12 protein-coding genes are annotated in these 18,042 nt (G+C 31.2%); 4 read left to right on the forward strand and 8 right to left on the reverse strand.

Annotation, left to right across the window (positions count from 1 at the left end; genetic code table 11):
• The 7 genes from WAO74_RS11920 to porU all read right to left on the reverse strand — a co-directional run bounded on the left by WAO74_RS11920 (nucleotide 1) and on the right by porU (nucleotide 10,129).
• Nucleotides 1-1,635: a LysM peptidoglycan-binding domain-containing protein gene (locus tag WAO74_RS11920; protein ID WP_422162407.1), complete on the reverse strand. Its 1,635-nt coding sequence runs from the start codon at nucleotides 1,633-1,635 to the stop codon at nucleotides 1-3.
• Nucleotides 1,626-3,161 carry a glutamine-hydrolyzing GMP synthase gene (gene guaA, locus WAO74_RS11925; protein ID WP_422162409.1) on the reverse strand — a complete coding sequence of 512 codons (1,536 nt, stop codon included), beginning with the start codon at nucleotides 3,159-3,161 and terminating at the stop codon, nucleotides 1,626-1,628. Before guaA ends, WAO74_RS11920 begins: the two co-directional genes overlap by 10 nt.
• A gap of 234 nt (nucleotides 3,162-3,395) precedes the next feature.
• Nucleotides 3,396-4,466 (reverse strand): 3-oxoacyl-ACP synthase III family protein, encoded by a 1,071-nt coding sequence (locus WAO74_RS11930; RefSeq protein WP_422162410.1) that lies wholly within the window; start codon nucleotides 4,464-4,466, stop codon nucleotides 3,396-3,398.
• 94 nt (nucleotides 4,467-4,560) lie between these two features.
• Entirely contained in the window at nucleotides 4,561-4,947 is a 387-nt protein-coding gene (locus tag WAO74_RS11935; RefSeq protein WP_422162412.1) for a group III truncated hemoglobin, read from the reverse strand.
• A gap of 80 nt (nucleotides 4,948-5,027) precedes the next feature.
• Nucleotides 5,028-5,510, reverse strand: a complete 483-nt coding sequence (gene cdd, locus WAO74_RS11940; protein ID WP_422162414.1) for a cytidine deaminase — start codon at nucleotides 5,508-5,510, stop codon at nucleotides 5,028-5,030.
• Nucleotides 5,511-5,583: 73 nt separating this feature from the next.
• Complete coding sequence (gene porV, locus WAO74_RS11945) at nucleotides 5,584-6,696, reverse strand: type IX secretion system outer membrane channel protein PorV (RefSeq protein WP_422162417.1); 1,113 nt, start codon at nucleotides 6,694-6,696, stop codon at nucleotides 5,584-5,586.
• 37 nt (nucleotides 6,697-6,733) lie between these two features.
• Nucleotides 6,734-10,129 carry a type IX secretion system sortase PorU gene (gene porU, locus WAO74_RS11950; protein WP_422162419.1) on the reverse strand — a complete coding sequence of 1,132 codons (3,396 nt, stop codon included), beginning with the start codon at nucleotides 10,127-10,129 and terminating at the stop codon, nucleotides 6,734-6,736.
• Between the two features lie 198 nt (nucleotides 10,130-10,327).
• Between porU and gldJ the strand changes: the two genes are divergently transcribed.
• Both gldJ and WAO74_RS11960 read left to right on the forward strand, forming a co-directional pair.
• Complete coding sequence (gene gldJ / locus WAO74_RS11955; RefSeq protein WP_422162421.1) at nucleotides 10,328-12,013, forward strand: gliding motility lipoprotein GldJ; 1,686 nt, start codon at nucleotides 10,328-10,330, stop codon at nucleotides 12,011-12,013.
• Between the two features lie 66 nt (nucleotides 12,014-12,079).
• On the forward strand, nucleotides 12,080-13,339 hold the full coding sequence (locus tag WAO74_RS11960; protein ID WP_422162422.1) for a UDP-N-acetylmuramoyl-tripeptide--D-alanyl-D-alanine ligase: 1,260 nt from the start codon (nucleotides 12,080-12,082) through the stop codon (nucleotides 13,337-13,339).
• Between the two features lie 182 nt (nucleotides 13,340-13,521).
• Here WAO74_RS11960 and WAO74_RS11965 read toward each other — a convergent pair whose 3' ends face one another.
• Nucleotides 13,522-14,373 (reverse strand): N-acetylglucosamine kinase, encoded by an 852-nt coding sequence (locus WAO74_RS11965; RefSeq protein WP_422162423.1) that lies wholly within the window; start codon nucleotides 14,371-14,373, stop codon nucleotides 13,522-13,524.
• A 1,120-nt stretch (nucleotides 14,374-15,493) separates the two neighbouring features.
• Here WAO74_RS11965 and WAO74_RS11970 point away from each other — a divergent pair.
• On the forward strand, nucleotides 15,494-16,234 hold the full coding sequence (locus WAO74_RS11970) for a tyrosine-protein phosphatase (protein ID WP_422162424.1): 741 nt from the start codon (nucleotides 15,494-15,496) through the stop codon (nucleotides 16,232-16,234).
• Nucleotides 16,235-16,446: 212 nt separating this feature from the next.
• A complete protein-coding gene (locus WAO74_RS11975) occupies nucleotides 16,447-17,559 on the forward strand; it encodes a nucleotidyltransferase domain-containing protein (protein ID WP_422162426.1) in 1,113 nt (370 codons plus the stop codon).
• The last annotated feature ends 483 nt before the right edge of the window (nucleotides 17,560-18,042 follow it).

Below are 18,042 nucleotides of genomic sequence, written 5' to 3' on the forward strand. Positions count from 1 at the left end.
TTACTTCAATTCTGTTAGGCTTAAATCTTTGTTGTATTCAAGAATAAAAAGCCCTTTATTTTCAGCTATATACTCGCTATTTGTATAGTCGAATTTTGTATCAACTCTAACAGAAATACCCTCTTTTAAGGTAGATTTTAAATCTTTACCAGATGCTAATCGGATTAAAATATCATACGTAATATCAAAACCTTTGGTAGCATAAAAAGATGGCAATGCATTATTTTTGTTAAGGTATTGTTTATTAAAAACTCGAGAGCCCAGTGAACTCTCATCAACAAACTGATCACTTACAAAGGTAAAACCTATTTTCGCCAATTTTCTATTATCAACTTCATCATACGCATTTCCTTTGTTAAAAGCAAAAACCTTTACTGTTGTTTCTTCTGGCAAGCTTATTAAACTATTCATAGCATCAGAAATAATTATTTTATCATCGGTTGCTATAATCACCCAGTTTTTAACATTAGGTTTCAATATATTTAGAAATCTACTTTTTTCTATAAATCCTTTTTTCGGAGTTATAATACTTATGCTGTTTGTTAATGTTCCAGCCTCTAAAGAATACTTTAACAACCTACTGCTTTCAACGTTTTCGTATTTATCATCGCTAACTATAATAATATTTCCTTCGCCAAAATTCTCTTTAATATACCTAACTAATTCTTCTCTAAAAACCTTTTTTTCTGGTGATGTTTTTACGATATTGGATGATGAAAATTCAGATTGATTCTGAGAATAAACTGGAAAAATTATTGGAATATTTACATTAGAAGCTACAGTTTGAATTTCTTCTGAATACAAAGGACCAATAACAACGTCGTTTTTATTTAGATTATTATTAGAAATTATTTTTACAATATCATTTCCTTTTCTATCACCTGTATCAAAAACATTTAATTCTATATCCACACCTTTACTTCTTATGGAGTCTATTGCAATTTCGGCCCCTAAATAAAAGTCGGTTGCAATGTTCACTAAAGTAGCATTTCTTAAAAAAATTTCTTTCAGATCAATGCTATCCATATTATATCTACCTGCTTTAAAAGGTAGTAGCAATGCAACTTTTAAATTGCTGTTTGGTTGAATATAATCGTCATAAAAAATATCTTCAGAAATTATTTCTGTTGGTATTCTTTTAATTTTTAAAATCATTCCTAATTTTAAACCCTGTTCTAATTCTGGGTTTAACAATAATAATTCTTCTCTTGTAACATTAAAAGTTTTGTTTAAATTATAAAATGTATCTCCCTTTTTAACCTTGTGCGTAACAAAAACTTTATCTATTTCGTTTGTTAAATCATCATCTGTATTTAAACCTTCTACACCATTTATAGAATTTATATTTACAGAACTAACATCTTCTTTATTCTCTTTAACTTTTTCTTTAAAGGTATTTAATTTTTTTTCTGGCACTACAATAAACGAATTTACCTTTGGCTCTCCATTCACATCAGGATTTAGTCTTAATAAATCTTGGGTTTTCATGTCTAACTTTTGAGCAATTTTACTCATTGTATCACCAGACTTTACCTTATACTGTATATATCTATTTTGCTGACCACAGGAAACTGTGAACGTTAAAATACACAGAAAAATAAATAACTTTAAATGCTTCATATATTCTATTCCCATTCTATAGTTGCAGGCGGTTTTGAGCTAATATCGTACACTACTCTATTAACACCTTTTACTTGATTTATTATTTTATTTGATGTTTTTTGCAAAAATTTATAAGGTAAATCTACCCAATCTGCAGTCATTCCATCTGTACTTTCTACAGCTCTTAAAGCTACTACTTTCTCATACGTTCTTTCATCGCCCATAACTCCTACAGAATTTACTGGTAATAAAATTGCACCTGCTTGCCAAACCCTGTCATACAAACCATCTTCCTTTAATCCATTAATAAAAATGGCATCTACTTCTTGCAAAATACGAACTTTTTCTGAGGTGATATCTCCCAAAATTCTGATTGCTAAACCTGGACCAGGAAAAGGATGACGCCCTAACAATTCTTTATCAATTCCTAAAGACGCTCCTACTCTTCTTACCTCGTCTTTAAAAATCATTCTTAAAGGTTCTACAATTTTTAATTTCATAAAATCTGGCAAACCACCAACATTATGATGACTTTTTATAGTTGCAGATGGGCCTCCATTTACAGAAACAGATTCTATTACATCTGGATAAATAGTGCCTTGTGCCAACCATTTTACGTCTTTAATTTGGTGTGCTTCATCATCAAAAACTTCAATAAACGCATTTCCTATTGCTTTTCTTTTTGTTTCAGGATCGCTAACACCTTTTAATGCCGTTAAAAATCTTTCAGAAGCATCTACTCCTTTAACGTTTAAACCCATTCCTTGGTATTGGTTCAATACACTTTCGAACTCATTTTTACGCAATAAACCATTATTCACAAAAATGCAGTACAAATTTTTCCCAATTGCTTTGTGTAATAAAACTGCTGCAACAGAAGAATCTACGCCTCCAGAAAGTCCTAAAACAACTTTATCATTTCCAACTTTCTTTTTAATTTTAGCTACAGTACTTTCTACAAAAGAATCTGGTGTCCAATTTTGTTTCACTTTAGCAATAGTTACCAAAAAGTTTGCCAATAATTGTTTTCCATCTTTAGAGTGATAAACTTCTGGATGAAATTGAATTCCGAAAGTATCCTCACCTTCTATTCTATAGGCTGCATTTTCAACATCAGAAGTACTTGCCAACAAAATTGCGTTGGTAGGTAATTTTTTAATCGTGTCTGAATGGCTCATCCAAACTTGGCTGCCTTGATTTACATTTTCAAAGAAATTTTCATCATTTTTTATAAATGACAAATTTGCTCTTCCATATTCTCTTGTATTCGATTCTGCTACTTTTCCTCCAGAAAAATGTGCTAAATATTGTGCACCATAACAAACTGCTAATAAAGGTTTTTTGCCTCTTATTGCAGATAAATCTGGATGTAAAACGTTTTCGCCTCTTACAGAATTTGGACTTCCAGATAAGATTACAGCTTTAAAATTTTCTACGTTTTTTGGGAGATGATTATAAGGATGAATTTCACAGTAAATGTTTAACTCCCTTACTCTTCTTGCAATTAATTGAGTGTATTGCGAACCAAAATCTAATATAAGTACATTGTGTTGTTGCATGCGCAAAAATAGTATTTCAGATTAAATTTTAAACACTGAAATTTATATTTTTTTCAGAAATTAGAATTCGCAATAAATAATGAGAATTTGTTATTCATTAAAAAGACTTGGACAGGCTCAATCTAACATTTAAAGTTTTACAAATCTAATCGCAAAACGAATAACGTTGAAACTAAAACTTTGAACCTAAAATCTGAAACCTTGAATTTGAAACTTAAAACTTGAAAGGAAGAATTAGTACTTATAAACCACTGCATTAATGTTCATTCCTGCTCCGACAGAAGCTAACATAATTAAATCTCCTTTATTTACTTCTTGATTTTTTATTTTACCTTTTAAAACCAAATCTAATAAAGTAGGCACTGTTGCCACAGAACTATTCCCTAATTCATGTATACTCATAGGCATAATGCCTTCTGGAACCTGCTTTTTATATAATCTATAAAAACGTTTTATAATGGCTTCATCCATCTTTTCATTTGCTTGATGTATAAATATTTTCTTTACATCATCTATAGAAACACCACTTTTATCCATAGCAGCTTTCATTGCTACTGGTACATTTGTAATGGCAAATTCATATATTTTACGTCCATACATTTTTATATAGCGTATATTTTGGTCTGCACTTTTATCAAACGAACCTCCATAATGTAAATAATAAGCTTCTTCTTTTGCAAAAGTTTGTGTTGCATGGCTTAAAATACCAGAGTCTTGTTCTTCTGTTTTTTCTACTATACAAGCTCCTGCACCATCACTATAAATCATAGAATCTCTGTCATATTTATCGATAACTCTAGATAATGTTTCTGCACCAATTACCAAGCATTTCTTTGCAATACCAGCTTTTATAAATGCCTGTGCCTGAATAACACCTTCTATCCAACCAGGACAACCAAACAAAATATCGTAAGCAACACAGTTTGGGTTTGCGATGCCTAATCTATACTTCACTCTTGTTGCTAAACTTGGTAACATGTCTCCTTGAATTGTACCGTGTTTAATATCGCCAAAGTTATGTGCAAAAATAATATAGTCTATTTTTTCTTTATCAATTTTGGCATCTTCAATGGCTCTTTCAGATGCAAAAAAAGCCAAATCTGAAGTAGTATATTCTGCTCTTGCATAGCGTCTTTCTTCTATCCCAGTAATCGCTTTAAATTTTTCTATTATTTCATCATTTTTCGATGAAAAAACAGAACCATCATTGTTTAAAAATTTTTCTTGTAAAAAATCAGCATTTCCCTTTTTTAAAGAAGGAATAAAAGTACCAGTTCCTGAAATTCTTGCCGAAATTTTTTCCATAAATCTTATTCATTGTATACAACAAAATTAAAAGAAATTATGATTACAAGCTCATAAATTAAAAAAAGACGCCGAAGTTCAACGTACCAAAAAATTACTTTTTTTCGTAAATTTTCATCTTTAGCTGCATTACTGTAGCAATAGATTGCGCTCTATTCTTCATTTTTAGAGATTTCTCCCCTTCAAACAAATTGTCAATTGTTAAAAAAAAATACGATGCCCAAGCAGAAAAATGCTCTTTTCGAAACTCTATGAAGGTATTTTTATCTAAATGCTTTTGCAGCACATTATTTTGATACGAATTGGTATAAAATAAAATATCGTTCCAAAAATCGGTAATGATTTCTAGGTGATATTCTAACTGATTTTTTAAAACAATCTCTTTAAAAAAAGGCAGCATATTATCATCTGCCAATAGCAAATCATAAAATTTTGTAATAATTAACTTGATATCTTCTCTGGAAGAAATATCTGATCTCATAAGGCAAAAAGTGTATCAATGTTGGAAAGGCGAAGATTGAGGAAATTGATTCGTCATTTTTCCTCGCAAAGACTAAAAAATTATAAATAAGAGCTATCAAAAGAAAAAGGCAACAAAGAACTCAGAGATTCTGTTTTTACAATCTCGCCAACTTCGCCCATAAATAGAATTGGGAAATGTTGTTTTTGTTTCACTTCGTATTCAGATAAAGCCTGTCTGCAAGCTCCACAAGGTCCTGCTGGTTTATCTACTTTATGAATAGATGAACTTGCTGTAATTGCTAATTTTAAAATTTTTACACTCGGAAATTCGGAACCTGCTCTCCAAATAGCCACTCTTTCTGCACACATCCCAGAAGGATAAGCTGCGTTTTCTTGATTATTCCCTAAAACTATTTCGTTGTTTTCTAATAATAAAGCTGCACCAACACTAAATTTCGAATAAGGGGCATAGGCTTTTTCTCTGGCTTCAACTGCTTTTCTCATCAACATTTTATCTTCTGTAGAAAGTTCAGATACGTCTTTATAAATAATAGCAGCTGTTGATATTTCAATTTTTCTCATATATAATGTAGTCAAAAAAAGCAGTCAAAATATGACTGCTTTGTATGTATAAACGCATTAAAACAATTCGTTTTTAATAATTGTCGTAAATTTCTCCTAAATCAAAAGATAAAGAAAAGCGTAAAGAATTTTCTAATGGATTGTTTACATCAGAAGAATTTATTAAATAAGATAAATCTATATTTAAAGCGTTGGTTCTAAAACCACCTCCTAAAGTAAAATATTGTCTGTTTCCTTTATCTACACTTTCATGAAAATAACCTGCTCTTAGAGCAAATGCTTGATTGTATAAATATTCTGCACCTAAAGCGTACGTAAATTCTTTTATTTCTTCGTTAAAACCTCCTGGAGCATCTCCAAAAGAACTAAACATTCCATTAATCCAGCTTTGATCTTCTTCTGAGCCATCTGGTTGTGGACTTGGAACTAATAATTTTGTAAACTCAATATTTGTTGAAATGATGTTATAATCATCTAGAATAAAATCGAAACCACCCCCAAATTTTAAATTGGTTGGTATAAAATCTTCTTCTCCAGGCGTGTAAGAAACTTTTGGCCCAATATTAGCAATATTAAAACCAATTCTATAACGTCCGTTAAAACTTCCATAATTCTCTTCATAAGATTGGTAGTAACCAGAAATATCTACTGCAAAAGAGTTAATGGGTTGTAAAGTATTTCCTGCAGTTCCATTAAAAGCAAGGTTAGATCTTAGGTATTTTAACCCAACTCCCATCGAAAAAGTTTCACTTAATTTTAAAGCATACGCTCCAGTAAAAACAAATTCATTTGGATTTATAGTTCCATTAGGATTTCCTTGATCATCCGTTAAATCGATTTGACCCAAAGAAAAATATTTAAAATCTGCACCCCAAGCAGAGTTTTCGCTAAATCTATTAATGTAAGATCCACTTCCAATAAAAATATCGTCTGTTAAATTACGTAACCAAGGAGAATACGTAAGACCTGTTTTTATTTGTCGATCACTAAAAGCAATTTTAGCTGCGTTGTGAAACAAAGACCAAGCATCTGCAGAAGTTGCAACACCCATATCTCCCATTCCTCCTGCTCTTGCGTCTGGAACAATTAATAAAAATGGGGCTGCTGTTGTTATAGCATTATTCTGCGCATTTACTTTTAACCCTACTAAAGCACAAAGTGCTAAACAAAATCCTATTTTTTTCATTCTTTTTTTCTTGTTATTTTTTACAAATATCTACTTTTTATTGAAGTATTACTAATTTTTCGTATTTCTCTGAAATTAAATTGTTTGATGTCGATTTTACTTTTAGCTTATAAACGTAAACTCCTTTTCCTATTTTATTGCCAAAATCGTCTAAACCATTCCAAATAATTTCTCTTGATAAATTACCTGTAGTTTGTATATTTTGATTGATTGTTTTTACCAATTTACCAGAAACCGTAAAAATTTGAACTTGTACTTCTAAGGGTTCATTGGGTTTATTATGATTGAACCAAAACTCTGTGTAATTTACAAAAGGATTTGGATAATTTAAAACATTTTCTAAATTTAAAATTGCATCACTAACAACCACAAAGTTTAACGTGGTTTCAGATGAGTTATTGTAAGTATCCCAAGCTTTTATCTTTAAAGTATGAGGGCCAACATCTAAATCTCTTAATTTATAAGTAACTTTTCCTTTTGTAAAATCGTTTAATTCTGTTTGATAAAAGTCATTTAAAATAATTGGATTCGAAGTATCTCCATCTAAAATACCCACAATATCGTGGTCTACAGCTGTTATTGATGTGTTAATACCACTTGAATCAGCCAAAACTGCAATTAAATTTGGAGACGCATTTGTGTTGCCACCATCAATAAAAGATTCGTCGTTCATAAACAAACTTATTTCTGGACCCATATTGTCTTGTGGAGCATTTTCGTTGATTCCACCCACAACAACATCGAAGTTTGCGCCAGATTTATCTATGTCTCCATTTTCTGCGTAAAAACTCAATTTCCCTTTTCCGAAGGCTATTTTTATATCTTTTGGCACAATAAAATCGAAACTAAATGCACCATTTTCTACAGTAGATTTACCTCTAAATAGTTTACTATCTTGTGAGTCGAAAATCATTTTTATGCCAAAACCATCATTATCTAAGGTGGTTTTATCTATCGATTTATCGAAAATAGTTGTTGATAACGTACCATTAAAATTGTTTAAAACGATATTGGAATTATCTGTTACAACACCTTCAAATCTAATTTTAGAAAGTGCTTTTAGAGTGTCTAAAGATTGGGTAATATCTTTATCGTTCATTTTTGTAATTCGCACATTGGGCTCTGGTATTGCCAGTTTCATTGCTGGATCTCCAAAAGAATAGATAAAAAATTTCTGAGGACTTGAGAATTGATTTTTTGCCTTGGTTAAAGCTTCAGAAATTGTAAAATCTTCGTTATTAAAAGCCAACAGAATTCTTATTAATTGCTCGTTAAAACTTTGCCCTGTAGAAATAAAAACTTCTCTTGTTGTGGTAATCATACTTGCAGAACCACCTGTTTTACTTTTTAAATTTAATTCGCCTGCTGTAATTCTATTTGGATTATCGAATCTAGAAAAATCGCAAGTAACCGTAATTAAAAGCGGCAATGTATTTGGATTGTTAAACGATTGAATTTGTGGTTTGTCTAAAATTCTTTCAGAGGCAAAGCCATCTTCTCCTCCATGACCAAAATAATCGAAAACCAAGGTTCCTTTTTCAATGGCATTTGTAATTGCTTTATTTACTTCTGGATAACGTTCTCCTCCAGAAGAATTTTCTTGCACAAAAGCATCTACATAAATTTTATTAATGTTAAAAATTGGTTTGTTATTTTTTATTTCATCTGCAATAGATTCTACTCCTTGCTCAATAAATTCTTCACCTGCCAAATCAATATCATCTGCTAATAATGTAATAGTGTTTCGCCAATCACCAATGGCTTGTTTGCTATAATAAGTAAGAATTTTATCTACCACATCTGTAGCTTCAGACAAGGTAGAAACTGGAATTCTGCTGGATGCAACATCTATTGAATGAGAAGTAGACATGGTACCTTCATTATCATCTAGCATCACAAAAAAATCGTCTGTAACCCAAGAATTTGCTAAATTAAAACTTGTTTCCGAAAGTTTTACAGGAACCACATTATTGTTTGCGGGTATTCTATCTTTATAATCGTAAGAAGAATCGCCAAAAAAGCAAACGTATTTTAATTTTTTATCTGGTGTTGAATTGGTATCATACACATGTTTTAGAAAATCTCTAATACCTGTAATGTCTTTCGAACCTGAAGAAAATTCATTGTAAATTTCATCTAAAATAACCACTTTTGTTGTTAAATTAGAGTTTGATTGATGATAATCTGCCAATCTTTGTGCTTGAGAAGATAACTGAGAATTGGTAATTACAATATAATTGATATCCTTTAATGCATGTATATTTTGATTTGCAACTCTTGCATTTTGAACAGTTTCTGGTCTATAAAAATCGTTGTCGTTTAAAATAATGTATTCTTTTAAACTGCCTCCATTATCTTTAAATGTAAAATCATTTCCAGTACCTTGATTTGTAATTATTTGCGGAGAAATAGAATTGGTTACATCCCAAACTTGAAAAGCATTATTGCCATTTTCTATTTGATATTCTACAACTCCTGTTGCTTTTGCTTGTTGAAAACTTCGAAAAGAAAACTGAAAATCGGAGAATCTCAACTGCTTTTTCCCAACAATTTCTATGTAATCTAAAAATGCATTGGCAGACGGATTTCCATTATTATTATAGGTGATAGAAACCGAAATGTTTTGACCTGTATTTACAAAATCTGCACTTCTTTCTGTGGCAAAAGCTTTGGTTAAGGAGCTAGGATTAATAGCCGGAAAATTGATTGCATACAAATTTTGTCCATTTACACTTACCTCCATATTCGAAGATACCACAGAATTGGAAACTGCTCTCACAGCTAGATTTACAGGGCTATTTGCAAGGGCATTTGGAAAAGGAATCGTAAAAACTTGGGTATTATTGATATTAAAATCTGAATTAAAAAACCATTGTGTACCCACTGCTAAAAGACTTCTTTCTTCCTTTTCGTAGAAAGTATAATCATCAAAAACAGAAATAGTATTAGAAGCATTTGCTGAAACTGGACTTTTTTGTTGAATCCTTTTTCCATCCACATCATTTACAGTAATAAAATAATACCCTTTGTCAGAAAAAATATTTTGTCTGTGATTGGCGGTTTCAGCTGCAATATCTACTTCCCAATCATGAGGACCCTTTGCATAGAAAAGAATAAAATCACTGGCATCAAAAGAACCATCATTTTCACCTTGAATAAAAATGGCGTTTTCTTGCAAATCATCATATCTAAAATCGCTATTTAAATCTGGTAAAAGCTGGCCTCCATTGCCATAAATATGTATTTTCTTCGGATTTAATCCACTTGTAGAAATACCTATTTGTTGTAGTAAATTTCTATCTATTTTAAACACTCCTGTGGTATCCACAGAAAATTTAAACCAATTGCCAGAAGCTAAAACCGAACTAGAAACTTGCGCAAAAGAAATCTGCAAAAAGAAAGTAAAAAAAAGAAGTAAAAACTGTTTTTTCATATTAGTATTCAAATAACGAAAATAATAATTAGATATTTTACTGTGAACAAAGATAAATTATACTAAAGTAAAAAAGCAATCGTTTATAAATTATATGCAAAAAATTGATGCGTTAAAATTATATATTTGCTTGTTAGAAAGTATATTTATTGTAAATTGCATCGCTATATAAAAACCCTAACAATTTTAAATTAGGAAATGAAAAACATATTTAAAATAACTTTGGTAGTTTTAACTACATTAATGCTGGTTAACTGTAATAATAGATCTTCATCTAATAAATCTACTTTAACTGGTTTAACTTTTAATGATCCGAAAAACGGTAATTTTATTAGAGGGAATTCAGATTCAGGACAAAAACCACCTCTAGGAATGGTAGGTGTTGAAGGAGGTTCTTTTACAATGGGACAAGTTCAAGACGATGTCATGTTCGATTGGAACACCACACCTAAAAAATTGCATGTGCGTTCTTTTTACATGGACGAAGCAGAAGTGACCAACTCTGAATATTTTTTGTATGTGCAATACATGAAAGATGTGTTTTCGCCATCAGAAGAAAAATACAGGTACATATATAGTTCTGTTTTGCCAGATACGTTGGTTTGGAGAAAGAGTTTAGGAAACACCGATATTTTATCTGAAAATTATTTTCGTCATCCAGCATACGCAGATTATCCTGTAGTGGGTGTTAGTTGGTTACAAGCCAATGAATACTGTAAATGGAGAACGAATGCTGTTAATTTAAAAACCTTAATAGACAAAGGGCACATTGAAAATATTTTTGAAGCAGATACCATTAGCAACTTTTTTGATACAGATGTATTTTTAGTTGATGATTCTAAACTTTTTGAAGGTGATACAACTGTTTACAAAAGAGGTGTTGGAAGAACCATTACTAAAAGAGGAGAACCAAGACCTTCTAGAGATGCTTTTCAAGGTAGAAAAATTACCCAAGCTGATGGAATTTTAACACAACGTTTTAGATTGCCAACCGAAGCTGAATGGGAATTTGCTGCCAAAGCAAACGTAGAAAACAGAGAATACAATAATATTAGAGGGCGTAAAAAATATGCTTGGGATGGTAAATATACCAGAGATAAAAGCAAAAGAAATAAAGGAGATCAATTAGCGAACTTTAAACAAGGTAATGGAGAATATAGTGGTTTGCCAGGTTGGAGTTCTGATGGGGCAGATATTCCTAATAAAATAAAATCATATCCTCCAAATGGTTTTGGTTTGTATGATATGTCTGGAAATGTTGCAGAATGGGTGGCTGATGTTTACAGACCAATTATTGATAATGAAGCCAACGATTTCAATTATTTTAGAGGAAATATCTTCACTAAAAAAATGATTGATAGCGAAGGAAATGTAGTTTTCGCAGATGGTGATGGTGCTGCAGAGGTTGATTATGACACTTTACCAAATGGTAAAATTGTTCCAAAACAATTACCAGGTACTATTAAATATATTCCAATAACGAAAGACGATACTACTTTAAGAAGAAACTTTACAGTTTCTGATAATTCTGATATTGGCGATGGTGATTTGAATTCTTCTCGTTTTTACGAAGATGATGAAGATCAGTTTCAATCGAAACCAAGTATGTACAATTCACCTAAAAAACCTACTGCAGTTAGAGATGCTTTAACTGGAAAAGATGTTTTAATTAACGATGATAAAAAACGTACTACTTTAATTAGTAACCAATCTAGAGTGTATAAAGGTGGTTCTTGGTCTGATAGAGAATATTGGTTAGACCCAGCACAAAGAAGATATTTGCCAGAATATATGGCGACCAATTATATTGGTTTTAGATGTGTATCTGATAAGGTTGGCCCAATGACGACTGGAAAAAGATCTGCAAGAAATCCTTCTAGATAGAAGAAGAACACAAAAATATAAACCTCATTATTTTTATTAATAATGAGGTTTTTTTATATTTCAAAAATGAAAATAACAGCGCTTTATAAAATCTATAGGCAGCACTTTTTAGTAGATACAGATACTAGAAACATTCGAAAAAACACCCTTTTCTTTGCTTTAAAAGGAGACAATTTTAATGGCAATCAATTTGCAGAAGAAGCCTTAAAATTGGGCGCAAATTATGTAATTGTTGACGAAAAAGAATATCAAACTAATAAAAATATTATTTTAGTTGATGATGTTTTAAAAACACTGCAAGCATTAGCGAATTATCATAGGCGACAATTAAGTTTTCCTATAATTGGTTTAACAGGCAGCAATGGAAAAACCACTACAAAAGAATTAATCTACACAGTTTTAAAACAAAAGTACAAAGCCATTGCCACCAAAGGTAATTTAAACAATCATATTGGAGTGCCTTTAACTCTGCTTTCTATGACACCAAAACACGAAATTGGCATTGTAGAAATGGGCGCAAATCATCAAAAAGAAATCGAATTTTTATGTGCTATTTGCGAGCCAGATTTTGGTTACATCACCAACTTTGGAAAAGCGCATTTAGAGGGTTTTGGAGGAATTGAAGGCGTTATCAAAGGAAAAAGCGAACTGTATACATTTCTAAAAGAGAACAACAAAACAGCTTTTGTAAATCCTAAAGACCCACTTCAGGTTGAAAAAACATCAAATATAAAATCAATTTTATTTGATGTAGAAAAAGTATCCTTTTTGGATGTGAATCCTTTTGTGAGCATACTTTACAAAAACGAAGTAATTCAAAGTAATTTAATTGGGATTTATAATTACAATAATGCTGCTGCTGCCATCACTATTGGCGATTATTTTAAAGTTTCTGAGGCACAAATTAAAGAAGCCATAGAAAGCTACATTCCGCAAAACAATCGTTCTCAAATAATGAATACTGTAGAAAACAAAATTATTTTAGATGCCTATAATGCAAATCCATCGAGTATGATGGCTGCTCTAGAAAATTTTAGTGCTATTACTGAAAATAGTAAAGTTGTTATTTTAGGTGATATGTTTGAATTAGGAGACGAAAGTACTACTGAACATCAAGCCATTGTTGATTTGGCAACTTCTTTAGAATTTCAGGATTCGTTTTTTGTTGGCGAAAATTTCTATCAAACAAAAACCAATTTGAAAAAGTTTAAATCCTATGCAGATTTAGAGGGATATCTTATAAAAAATCCTATACGCAACCAGGCCATTTTAATAAAAGGCTCTAGAGGAATGCGTTTAGAAAGACTTTTAAACATAATTAATTAATCCTTTCTTGTATTTTTTTATAAAATCCTGTCAATTCGAGCGAATTTTACGGATGAAAGAAGTAAAATTAGTATCGAGACTACGAATTTTGTCTTTTAAAAAGTTCTCATACATTTTTTATTACCTCAAAATAACACGAACTGACACTTTTGAGCTACATCCACTTAAAATGTATGCGAAAGTTAATTGATATTTTTTTTGTGATATTCTAAAAGATTGTCAATAGGTCTTTGAATAACATCTGTGATGACCAATTTGTTTTTGTGAGCTACTTTTTCTAACAAATCTCTAAAATAAAAAGCAATAGAACCAATAAAATAAAGAGGTGTTTCTGGTCCTTTTTCAAAAGGTAAAATACGGTATTTAAAAAACTCTTGAAAACCCTTTTTAATAATGCGTTTAATGTATTTGTCTTCTTTAAATTCGAACATAAACTGCGCGAATGTTGCTAAATACATATTCGGATTTGCTTCTCTGTACAAGTTCTTTTTAATATAATCTGCATCTAAATTGAATTCTGCTTCAAATTTTTCTGCGATTCTTTTTGGCATTTTAGAATAATAATACTCTTTTAATAGTTTTTTACCAAAGTAATTTCCACTGGCTTCATCCATTATGGTATAACCCAAAGAAACCGCTTTCATGTGTAAATTTTCTCCATCAAAATAACAACTATTCGAACCTGTACCTAATATACAAACAATGGCAGGTTTTTTTCCAGAAGCAGCATAAACAGCCGCTAACATGTCCTCTGCAATATGAACCTGAGCATTTGTAAATATTTCTTGCAAAACATCCTCTAAAATTTTAATGGCAACTGGCGTTCCACAGCCTGCTCCGTAAAAATAAATTTCGGTAACATCGTCTTTTATTTTTATTAACTGAAACATATGAATAATTCTATCATTCAGTTCTTTCGCTGATATAACCTCAGGATTTAAACCCAATGTTCGTACTCTAAACTCTTCTTGTTTATTTTTGTTTATAGCAATCCAATCTGCTTTTGTAGAACCTCCGTCTGCAATTAATATCATAATATCAAGTTTTAATCAAATATATCATAACAAAAACAATTACACAATAGTAAAGAAAAGTTCAATCGTTTTCGCTTGTAATTATTTATATAATGTAAATTCTAAATATTAAAAAAACAACTATTTTTGGAAATAGTATGATTATTTATAAGTTGTTTCACATATCAATTTGATCATTTAGTTTTAAATTAATAAAGGACCATATTTAGCTACTTATTATCAAATATAAATGTTTAACGAATGACAACTTATAAGAATAACATAGTTCTCGACTGCGCTCGAACTGACAATTTTTAGAAATTTAAATACCAAAATGTTAATTGTCCACATATTTAAATCAAAAGAATTTATCTAATTGGAATAAAAGAGGTAAATACTTTCTTTAACATAGAAAAATGATTCTTCTTCTTTTGTCTTGATACCAAAGAAGCAAAAAATCAAGAGTTTCCCTATGAAATTGCTGCGCACCATTCGCTAGCCGTATTCCATGCGTAGTGCTGCGCACCGCAATTCCATGCGAACGCTCATTATTTCTTGGGATCACGAAGAGCTACATTAAAATTGGTTTTATATCCAAAATCCTGATGTACATCTATATTCCAAACCGACATACTTTTAATTTTCGTAGCAATTCAAATTGTATGGAATGGTAAGTGCCCAAAAAACGTAGTGGTCTGGGTGCGTGAATGGAAGACAATGTAGAATTCAAGTAAATTAAAATAAGTCTAGATTTTTTTGGTCGAAGCCTGTACTGAACTAGATTCAGTATTCATCAATGGAAAAAAGTAAAGAAGAAATTAGTTTCATCTTTTGTATTGACAGTTTCAGATTGTGAGTTCGGAGCGAAGCAAAAAGTAGTAGTACAAAAGAAAATGTACTTTCAATAAATTGATGTAAAACTTTGTTAGGTATTCTAAACCAAAAGATTGCTTTTTACTAAATTGGTTCTCGATACAATTCCGATGAAAAATCGAAATCACTCGAACTGACATTAAAATTTACTTTAAAAATAAGATTTTATAACAGATTTACAATACTATGATCATAGCATCTAAACGAATTGAACGTTCTCCTTTTTTATCAATAGGAAAATCGTAAATTTGTTAAAAATCAATAAAAAATGTTTTTTTTTAAAAGTAAAGAGATTTCTTTAAACGAATTTTTCCCTGAAGGATTTGTGGATATCCATTCTCATTTATTACCTGGCATTGATGATGGTGCTAAAGATTTAGATGATTCTATTGCCTTAATTGAAAAAATGGCTTCTTACGGAATTAAAAAATTCATAACCACGCCACATATTTTGGGAGATTTATATCCCAATACCCCAGGTATCATAAAAAGCAAACTTGAAGAAGTAAGAAACGAATTAAAAAAAAGAAATATCACAGGTATTTCAATTGATGCAGCTGCTGAATATATGATGGATGAGCAATTTTCTGCTATTTTAGATAAAGGAGACTTAATGACTTTAAAAGACAATCTGGTATTGGTTGAAATGTCTTATTTTAGTCCACCAATTAATTTGTATGATATTTTATTTCAACTTCAATTAAAGGGATATAAACCTGTTTTAGCGCATCCTGAACGCTATTTTACGTATCATAATAACCCAAAAGAGTTTCAAAAACTAAAAACAGCTGGTTGTTTGTTTCAATTAAATCTATTGTCATTCACAGAACACTATGGAAAGCCTGTTCAAAAAACAACGCAACTTTTATTAAAACAAGGATTGTATGATTTTGTAGGCTCTGATACCCATCACTTGAAACATTTGGAAATGCTTCAAAAAATAGGCACCAAAACGAATTTGAAATTGTTAGGTCATCTTATGGCAGAGAATGTGAGGGTATTTGGGTAAGGTTTAATTTCGTCACCCTGAACTTAGGCTGCCCCGAACCTATTTCAGGGTTTCAGGGTCTAATCCCAAATTTCCTCTTCATACTTCCCACTTCAAACTCCCAACTTCAAACCACAAACCAACAACCCACAACCGACAACCGACAACCGACAACTAACAATTAAATAAATATCCCTATTTTTGAAATACGAAAACAGTTACTCAATAAAACAATGACTTATAAAGAAACCCTCTTTTTTGTTGCACAAAGCCTAACCATCAATCACTCAGAGGTAAATAAGGCTATTATAGAAAACCAATTAAAAAACAATTTGGTAGATTGGGAAGCTGTTGTAAAATTAAGTACAGCACATTATGTGTTTCCTGCTTTGTATTGCAATTTAAAGCGAGCTGATTTTTTACACTACGTTCCAGAAGACTTGGTGGAATATATGATTCATATTACCAATTTAAATAGAGAACGTAACCAACAAATTATTGAACAAGCCAAAGAAATAAATACGCTATTATTAGCAAACAACATCACTCCCATTTTTTTAAAAGGAACAGGCAACTTACTAGAAGGACTTTATGAAGACATTGCAGAGCGTATGGTAGGGGATATTGATTTTATTTTTTCACAAGATGATTATAGAAAAGCCATAAAACTGTTGACTAATTTTGGTTATTCTAAAGTACATGATACTACTTATGATTTTCCTATGTTTAGACATTACCCTAGATTACAACAAAAGAATAAAATTGCTGCTGTTGAAATTCATAAAGAACTTTTATTGGAAAAATATGCGGATGAATTTAATTATAATATTATAAAAAAAGACACTCAAAACATTAATGACTCAAATGTGATGAGCTATGACAATCAATTATCACTATCCATCATTGCAAAACAAATTAATGATGATGGTTTTTTCTTCAAAAATATCGCTTTAAGAAATGCCTATGATGTTTTTCTACTTTCGAAAAAAACAGTTGCTAAAACTGCTTTTCATCAATTTAATACTTTAAAAAACCCTTTAACCTGTTTTTTAGCGAGTTGTCATGTAGTTTTTAATAAAATTGACTCTTTAGAATATCATAGAACCCATGAAACTAAAGCCTATCTCAAAATTTTTAATGAGGAATTAGAGGATGAAATTTTAAGAAAAAAACGTCATAAAAAAACCTCTAGAAGTCTTTTTATTAAAATGAGATTAGACATTATTTATAAAGCTATTTTTGATAAAGCTTACAGAAATTGGTTACTAAAAAGAACAACCGACAAGAACTGGCAAAGAGAAAAGTTCATACAGTTTGGTTTAAAAAAATCGAAGCCAATCGATTAACTTATGAAAAATCTAAAGATTTCTTCATTAAAGTGGCGATAACATTCTGTAACTAAAAAGTATCGTTTGTCATTTTTCCCCACAGTTTGTCATTTCTCCCCAAAATTTGTCATTTCGAAATGAGCGACGCAGGAGCGATTGGGAAATCTAATGGCGATTTGGTTTGCTTTAGAAGGTCCCTCGTCGTTCCTCACTCGGGATGACAAAGTGTGTGGGGTTCAACTCGACACTCCTACCCGCTTTGTCATTTCGAAATGAGTGACGTAGGAGCGATTGAGAAATCTAATAGCGATTTGGTTTGCTTAAGAGATCCCTCGTCGTGCCTCGCTTCCCGAATCAAGTTCGGGACAGGCTGCAATGACAGCGTAATGTGGGTTCGGTTTGTCATTTCGAAATGAGCGACGCAGGAGCGATTGAGAAATCTAATGTTAGTTTGGTTTGCTTTAGAGACCCCTCGTCGTTCCTCCTTCGGGATGACAACGT

It is taken from the genome of Polaribacter sp. (assembly GCF_049276715.1).
Taxonomy (GTDB): Bacteria; Bacteroidota; Bacteroidia; order Flavobacteriales; family Flavobacteriaceae; genus Polaribacter.

Coding starts and splice junctions, on each gene's coding strand:
- WAO74_RS11935 (WP_422162412.1), bottom strand. CDS start 4,947: ATGAGATCAGATATTTCTTCCAGAGAAGATATCAAGTTAATTATTACA.
- WAO74_RS11975 (WP_422162426.1), top strand. CDS start 16,447: ATGACTTATAAAGAAACCCTCTTTTTTGTTGCACAAAGCCTAACCATC.
- gldJ (WP_422162421.1), top strand. CDS start 10,328: ATGAAAAACATATTTAAAATAACTTTGGTAGTTTTAACTACATTAATG.
- WAO74_RS11960 (WP_422162422.1), top strand. CDS start 12,080: ATGAAAATAACAGCGCTTTATAAAATCTATAGGCAGCACTTTTTAGTA.
- WAO74_RS11970 (WP_422162424.1), top strand. CDS start 15,494: ATGTTTTTTTTTAAAAGTAAAGAGATTTCTTTAAACGAATTTTTCCCT.
- porV (WP_422162417.1), bottom strand. CDS start 6,696: ATGAAAAAAATAGGATTTTGTTTAGCACTTTGTGCTTTAGTAGGGTTA.
- porU (WP_422162419.1), bottom strand. CDS start 10,129: ATGAAAAAACAGTTTTTACTTCTTTTTTTTACTTTCTTTTTGCAGATT.
- WAO74_RS11965 (WP_422162423.1), bottom strand. CDS start 14,373: ATGATATTAATTGCAGACGGAGGTTCTACAAAAGCAGATTGGATTGCT.
- guaA (WP_422162409.1), bottom strand. CDS start 3,161: ATGCAACAACACAATGTACTTATATTAGATTTTGGTTCGCAATACACT.
- cdd (WP_422162414.1), bottom strand. CDS start 5,510: ATGAGAAAAATTGAAATATCAACAGCTGCTATTATTTATAAAGACGTA.
- WAO74_RS11920 (WP_422162407.1), bottom strand. CDS start 1,635: ATGGGAATAGAATATATGAAGCATTTAAAGTTATTTATTTTTCTGTGT.
- WAO74_RS11930 (WP_422162410.1), bottom strand. CDS start 4,466: ATGGAAAAAATTTCGGCAAGAATTTCAGGAACTGGTACTTTTATTCCT.